The 7,186-nt window shown below is 61.1% G+C and carries 6 protein-coding genes; 5 read left to right on the top strand and 1 reads right to left on the bottom strand.

Going from position 1 to position 7,186, the window contains the following annotated elements:
• The coding region (gene tlpA / locus EN914_RS18145) for a thiol:disulfide interchange protein TlpA (RefSeq protein WP_164778783.1) at positions 1–602 on the top strand (602 nt) is incomplete at its 5' end.
• A 1-nt stretch (position 603) separates the two neighbouring features.
• Here the strand turns inward: tlpA and EN914_RS18150 are convergent.
• Positions 604–3,036, bottom strand: coding sequence for an EAL domain-containing protein (locus EN914_RS18150; RefSeq protein ID WP_024503772.1), 2,433 nt, complete (start codon positions 3,034–3,036; stop codon positions 604–606).
• Positions 3,037–3,397: 361 nt separating this feature from the next.
• Between EN914_RS18150 and ugpB the strand changes: the two genes are divergently transcribed.
• The 4 genes from ugpB to EN914_RS18170 form a co-directional block, all read left to right on the top strand.
• Positions 3,398–4,708: a sn-glycerol-3-phosphate ABC transporter substrate-binding protein UgpB gene (gene ugpB, locus EN914_RS18155; RefSeq protein ID WP_024503773.1), complete on the top strand. Its 1,311-nt coding sequence runs from the start codon at positions 3,398–3,400 to the stop codon at positions 4,706–4,708.
• A 157-nt stretch (positions 4,709–4,865) separates the two neighbouring features.
• A complete protein-coding gene (gene ugpA, locus EN914_RS18160) occupies positions 4,866–5,786 on the top strand; it encodes a sn-glycerol-3-phosphate ABC transporter permease UgpA (protein WP_050580468.1) in 921 nt (306 codons plus the stop codon).
• A 9-nt stretch (positions 5,787–5,795) separates the two neighbouring features.
• Complete coding sequence (ugpE, locus tag EN914_RS18165) at positions 5,796–6,644, top strand: sn-glycerol-3-phosphate ABC transporter permease UgpE (protein WP_024503775.1); 849 nt, start codon at positions 5,796–5,798, stop codon at positions 6,642–6,644.
• Positions 6,645–6,651: 7 nt separating this feature from the next.
• A partial coding sequence (locus EN914_RS18170; RefSeq protein WP_127389187.1) for an ATP-binding cassette domain-containing protein occupies positions 6,652–7,186 on the top strand: 535 nt, incomplete at its 3' end.

Consider the following 7,186-nt stretch of genomic DNA (forward strand, 5'->3'; position numbering starts at 1 on the left):
ATGTCAGCGAGAGCCGGTCTGGCAACAATGCACCGGCACAAGCTGCCGTGGGTGAGAGCAAGGACGACGTGGCCTGCGCGGCCAAGAGCGACCGCGCCAAGAAGGTCGCGGCTTCGGCCATCGGTGAGGTCGCGGCACTTTTGCCCGCCGATCCGCCACAATCCCTGAAGAGCCTTGCCTTCAACGGTCCGGACGGCAAGCCGATGACGCTTGCCGATCATGCCGGCAAGACGGTGCTGCTCAATCTGTGGGCGACATGGTGCGCGCCGTGCCGTGCCGAAATGCCGGCGCTCGATGCGCTGCAGAAGGAAAAGGGCAGCGACGCCTTTCAAGTGATCGCCGTCAATGTCGATGCCGGCGACGATGTGAAGCCGAAGAAGTTCCTCAGCGATACCGGCGTCGCGACGCTTGGCTATTACCGGGATTCGACGATGGCGCTGTTCAACGACCTCAAGAAGCGCGGCCTGGCGCTAGGCCTTCCTGTCACCATGCTGGTCGACGGCGAGGGCTGCCTGATCGCCCATATGAACGGCCCGGCCGAATGGTCGGGGCCGGACGCCAGGCGGCTGGTCGAGACGGCACTCAAGCCCGAGAGCCTCTAGTCTAGCGTGTGGCTAGCGCAGGTGCCGGTGCGAAGGCCAGAACGCTTCTGTCGCGCAAGGTAGCGGGTTTGCTGCCGACAGCGGGTGCGACGACACCGGTCAGATCGCCGAATTCTTCGATGAGAGCTGGCCTGCCGATATAATAGCCCTGGCCGATCTCGCAGGCTTCGGCGTCCAGGAATTTCAGTTCGCCGAGCGTCTCGACCCCCTCCGCCAGAACCGGCAGGCCGAGACCGCGTCCAAGTCCCAGGACGGCGCGCACGATCGCCGCGACCTGGCCGTTCTTGTCGACCGACTTGATGAAGGAGCCATCGATCTTGATCTTGTCGAAGGGGAAGGCGCGGAGGTTGGAGAGCGAGGAATAGCCGGTTCCAAAATCGTCCATGGCCACGCGCACGCCCAGCGCCTTGACCTGCCGCAAGGTGGCCAGCGCCCGCGGCATGTCCTTGACAAGCGCCGTCTCGGTGATCTCAAGCTCGAGCCTGCCGGGCGCCAGGCCGGAATTCAGCAATGTTTCGTGGACCTTGCGGCTGAAATTCGTGTTGTGGAGCTGCACCGCCGAAACGTTGACGGCCACTGTCAGCGGATTTTCCCAGCGGGCGGCTTCCTCGCAGGCAGCCGTCAGCACCCATTCGCCAATCTGGCCAATGGCGCCGCTGTCTTCGGCCACCGGGATGAATATGGCCGGCGACACGTCGCCGCGCGTCGGATGCCGCCAGCGGACCAACGCTTCGAAGCCGACCATCTTTCCGCTGCTGATCTCTTTCTGCGGCTGGTAGACGAGATAGAACTCCTGGCGTGCGACCGCCTGGCGCAGTTCGTGCTCCATGACGCGCTTGTCGCGGGCCTCGGCCCCCATCGATGCTTCGAAATAACGGTAAGTGTCCTTGCCTTCGGTCTTGGCCCGGTAGAGTGCCGTATCGGCGTGGCTTATCAGGCTGGCCTGGTTTTCGGCATCCGACGGATACAGCGCAATGCCGATGCTTGCCGACACAAGGCCGCCGCCGACCGAGAGCCGGTTTTCCTCGCGCATGGCTGTCAGCACGGCGTTGGCGATACGGCCCGCCTCCAACGGGTCGGCCAGGTTCGGCGCGATGATGGCGAACTCATCGCCGCCCAGCCGCGCCACCATCTGCCCTGGAAGAAGGATACCGGTCGCGCACTGCGCAACCTTCTGCAGCATGGCGTCGCCTGCGCCGTGCCCATACAGGTCGTTGACCTCCTTGAACCGGTCGAGATCAAGCAGCAGAAGCGCAAGCTGGCCGCCTTTCCTGGTCCGGACCATCGTAGCGATTTCCGTCTCCAGCCGGCCGGAAAAGCTGCGGCGATTGGCCAGTCCGGTCAAGGGATCGAAATGGGCAAGCCGCAGGATCTCCTGTTCCGCCTTCTTGCGCTCGCGAATGTCGCGGACCGCGACCACGTTGTGCGGTTTGCCACAGTAGTCGATGCTCCTGGCGATCAGCTCGACAGGAATGCTCGTGCCATCGCGACCGCTCAATTCGGCCTCCTGCGGCTGTTCGCCGAAGCCCGACATATCGGATCCGAAGAGATCGCCAAGCTGCATTCCGTTCAGGGTCGCTGTTGCTATGCCCGTCAGTGCCGCAATGCTGTCATTGGCACTGATGATGCGGTTGCCGTCGCAGACGATCAGCCCCTCCACAGCGGCATTGGCCAGGCCGTGCATGCGGTCGACCTCGAGCTTCTGGCGACGGAAGCGCAAATCGATCCACAGCGCCGATGCCGACAGAACCAGGATCACCAGTGTGGCGGCGGCGGCCGCGAAAGCCTGCGAGGTCGGCTCGATCGTGTATTCGGATATGACGATCGAGGGATCGGGGAAGATCGAGACGGCACCCATACCGATGAAATGCAGGGTGCAGATCGCCAGCGTCAGCAGCACCGCGCCGCCGGATGTCGCCTTCAAGGAGGGGCGGCGCTGCACGACACGCAGCGCCAGCGCCGCGAGCGTTACGCCGGCCAGCAGGGAAACGGCGACAAGCAACAGGTTCCACTCGATACGGCCCTGAACCTCGAACGCCGCCATGCCGATGTAGTGCATGGCTGCGATACCGCCGCCCAGCACGGCGCCGCCGACGAGATGATAGTCGAACTCATCCCGCAAGGTGGCGATCCACATGCCGGCTGCCGTCAAAGTGACCGAAGCAGCGAGCGAAAGCACGGAGAGTGCCGGATCATAAGCACTGGGTATGCCCGGTGTGAATGCGAGCATGGCGATGAAGTGCGTTGCCCAGATGCCAAAGCCGGTCGAAGTGGCCGCGATCATCAGCCAGGCAAGCCGGTTCCGATCTGTGGAACGGCTTATGTGCTGAAGCAGGTTGACAGCAGAGAAGCAGGAAATTCCGCAGATCAGCGCAGCGAGTGCGACCAGTCTCAGATCATGTTCGTTGACGATACAATTGTAGACCGTCAGCATTTATTTCACCTGATCTTTGGAAATAAACAGGGCAGCAGGATTGAGTAGCGCGTTGCCGTTGAGGGATCGATAAAGTCGGCTGCAACCTTGGCGTGTCTCTTCGGGTTGCTGCGGCTGCAATCAGGGCTGACACGCCGAAAGCCAGCTTGACAGTCCCGACGGTGCTTCCTGGCGCGCTTGTCGTCGCGCTAAGCCGGCTAACCGTATCGCTCTCCATGCCTCCAAGCGGAGGCGAGCGTTGCGTCAGGTAAAGGGTGAAGTTCGTCGATCTGCAACAAAACCGTTGTCTGATTGTCATGAGCGACACATATTGCCTTCGCGGGAGTGCCCCCTTTCGCCAATGACAAACGGGAGATGAAACATGAAGTCCTTCGGCTTCGCGGCCGGTGTTGCCGCTACCTTTATGACGCTTTCCTCAACCTCCGCTTTTGCCGTCACGCAGATCAGTTGGTGGCACGCCATGACTGGCGCCAATGCCGAAGTCGTCGACAAGATCTCCAAAGATTTCAATGCCAGCCAGAGCGACTATGAGCTCGTTCCGGTGTTCAAAGGCACGTATCCCGAGACGCTGAATGCCGGCATTGCCGCCTACCGCGCGGGCCAGGCGCCAGACATCATCCAAGTGTTCGACGTCGGCACCGGCGTGATGATGGCGGCCGAAGGTGCCATCAAGCCCGCAGCCGATGTGTTGACCAGCGCTGGAATGACCTTCGACAAGAGCCAGTATCTGCCAGGCATAGTCGGCTATTATTCGAAGCCGGACGGCACCATGCTCTCCTTCCCCTACAACTCCTCCTCGCCGATCCTTTATTACAACAAGGATATCTTCAAGAAGGCTGGTCTCGACGTCGATAGCCCACCCAAGACCTGGAATGAAGTGTGGGAAGACGCCAAGAAGATCAAGGCGAGCGGCGCGGCCGCCTGCGGCTACACCTCGACCTGGCTGACCTGGATACATCTGGAGAATTTCGCGGCCTGGAATGACGTGTCATGGGCCACCCAGCAGAACGGTCTGGCCGGCGGCGATGTCGAGCTCAAGATCAACGCGCCGATTTTCGTCAACCATTTCCAGGCGCTGGCGGACCTCGCCAAGGACGGCACCTTCAAATATGGCGGCCGCACCTCCGAAGCCAAGCAGATCTTCCTTGCGGGCGAATGCGGGATCATGACCGAATCGTCCGGCGGACTTGGCGATATCGTCAAGTCCGGCATGAATTACGGCATTGGCCAATTGCCGTATGACAGCGACGCCAAGGGTGCGCCGCAGAACACGACGCCGGGTGGCGCCAGCCTGTGGGTTTTCGCGGACAAATCCGATGAGGAATACAAGGGCGTCGCGGCCTTCATCGCCTACCTGTCGAAGACCGAGGTGCAAGAATACCTGCACCAGAAGTCGGGTTATCTGCCGGTAACGCTGGCGGCTTATGAAGCGACCAAGAAGTCCGGTTTCTATGACAAGAATGTCGGCCGCGAGACCCCGATCCTGCAGATGACGGGTAAGACGCCGACCGACAATTCCAAGGGCGTACGTCTGCCGAATCTGCCGCAGGTGCGCGATATCCAGAACGAGGAGTTCGAGAAGATGCTCGCCGGCCAGCAGACCGCGCAGCAGGCGCTCGACAATGCGGTTACGCGTGGCAATGCCGCGATCAAGGAAGCGCTGGGGAATTAGAGCGAGCGCAGGTCCTTGCTCTACGGCGCACCCACCTGTCCCGCCGGGCATCTCCCCTCGTGAGGGGAGTTTTGCCGTCCTTTGCGATTTCGCCAATGGTCGATGATGCCCAGTCCGAAACGCTCATCAAAGCCATCTTGGCGGAGAGGGGTGCCGCATGGTGCCCCCCGCCTCATCACCTCGGAGTGGCTCCGTGACCCCTCGCGTCGTGTTCCCCAACAAGGTCCTTCCCTACCTGCTTGTGGCGCCGCAACTGGCCATCACGCTCGTTTTTTTCTACTGGCCGGCCGGTCAGGCGTTCTACCAATCCATGCTCAGGCAGGATCCGTTCGGGCTGAGGACCAAGTTCGTCTGGTTCGCCAATTTCAGGAAAGTGCTTGCCGATCCGGCCTACCTGAACTCGATCAAGGTCACGGTGGTGTTTTCCCTTGCGACCGCTATCGTCGCCATGTGCGTGGCGCTCCTGCTGGCGGTCATGGCAGAGAAGGTGGTGCGCGGCAAAGGTCTCTACCGCACGCTCTTGATCTGGCCCTACGCGGTGGCGCCGGCGATTGCCGGTATGCTGTGGCTGTTCCTCTTCAACCCTTCGATCGGGTCGCTGGCCTACATGCTGAGGAGTTTCGGCATCGCCTGGGATCCACTGCTCAATGGCACCCACGCCATGATCCTGCTGGTGTCCGCCGCTGCCTGGAAGCAGATAAGCTACAATTTCCTGTTCTTCGTCGCCGGCCTGCAGGCGGTGCCGAAAGCCTTGATCGAGGCCGCGGCCATGGACGGCGCCGGCGAGACCAAGCGATTCTGGACCATCGTCTTCCCGCTGCTTGCGCCGACGACCTTCTTCCTGCTGGTCGTCAACACCGTCTATGCCCTGTTCGACACGTTCGGCATCGTCCATGCCGTCACCGGGGGCGGTCCGGGCAAGACGACTGAGACGCTGGTCTACAAGGTCTACAATGACGGCTTCGTCAATCTGATCCTCGGTGACTCGGCGGCGCAGTCGGTCATCCTGATGATCATCGTCATCTCGCTCACCGCCATCCAGTTCCGCTATGTGGAACGCAAAGTCCATTACGGCTGAGGGCGAGCGATGATCGGCCAGTCACCGCTCCGCACCGTCATCGCCCACGCCGTGCTGATTCTCGGCATATTGATCGTCGCCTTCCCGATCTACTACACATTCGTTGCCTCGACGCAGACGCTGCAAACGATCCTCAGGCCGCCATTGCCGCTCCTGCCCGGCGATCAGCTCTGGAACAATTACAGCGAGGCATTGTTCGGCGGTGTCGGCCGCATCGGCGGCGTCAGCGTCGGCAGGCTGCTGCTCAACACGACGATCATGGCGCTCGGCATCGCGGTGGGAAAGATATTCATCTCGATCCTGTCTGCCTATGCGATCGTGTTCTTCCGCTTTCCGCTGCGCATGACCTTCTTCTGGCTGATCTTCATCACCCTGATGCTCCCCGTCGAGGTGCGCATCCTGCCAACCTACAAGGTGATGGTCGATCTCGGCATGATCGACACTTATGCGGGCCTGATCATCCCGCTGATCGCCTCGGCCACCGCCACGCTGCTGTTCCGCCAGTTCTTCATGACGATTCCTGGCGAATTGGTTGAGGCGGCGCGGGTCGATGGTGCGGGGCCGTGGCGCTTCTTCTTCGATATCCTGTTGCCGCTGTCGCGGACAAATATCGCGGCGCTGTTCGTCATCCTCTTTATTTATGGCTGGACACAGTATCTGTGGCCGTTGCTCGTCACCAACAGCAGCAACATGAACACGATCGTCATCGCGCTCAGAAAGATGGTCTCCTTCGCCGATGCCGATACGCAATGGCACCTGGTCATGGTTACAGCGATGCTGGCCATCGTGCCGCCGATCCTGGTCGTGGTGCTGATGCAACGCTGGTTCGTTCGCGGCCTGGTCGATTCCGAAAAGTGAGAAGCTGATGGCGACCGTCGATCTGAAGGATGTGAAGAAGGTCTACCCCAGCGGTTTCGAGGCCGTGAAGGGCGTTTCAATCGCGGTTCCCGACAAGGAGCTTTGCGTGCTGGTCGGCCCGTCGGGTTGCGGCAAGTCCACGCTGCTCAGAATGATCGCCGGGCTTGAAACCATCTCCTCGGGAACAGTTGCGATCGACGGCAAGATCGTAAACTCAACCGGTCCGACCGAGCGTGACATCGCCATGGTGTTCCAGAACTACGCGCTCTATCCGCATATGAAAGTCTACGACAACATGGCCTATGGGCTGCGCAACCGCGGCACGCCGAAAGATGAGATCGACAGCCGGGTCCGCGCGACGGCGAAAATACTGGAACTTTCGGCGCTGCTCGACCGCCGCCCGCGCGAGCTTTCCGGCGGCCAGCGCCAGCGTGTCGCCATGGGTCGTGCCATTGTGCGCAATCCGAGAGTTTTCCTGTTCGACGAGCCGCTTTCCAATCTCGATGCCAAATTGCGTGGCCAGATGCGCGTCGAGATAAAGA

Source organism: Mesorhizobium sp. M7A.F.Ca.CA.001.08.2.1 (genome assembly GCF_003998455.1).
Classification (GTDB): domain Bacteria; phylum Pseudomonadota; class Alphaproteobacteria; order Rhizobiales; family Rhizobiaceae; genus Mesorhizobium; species Mesorhizobium ciceri.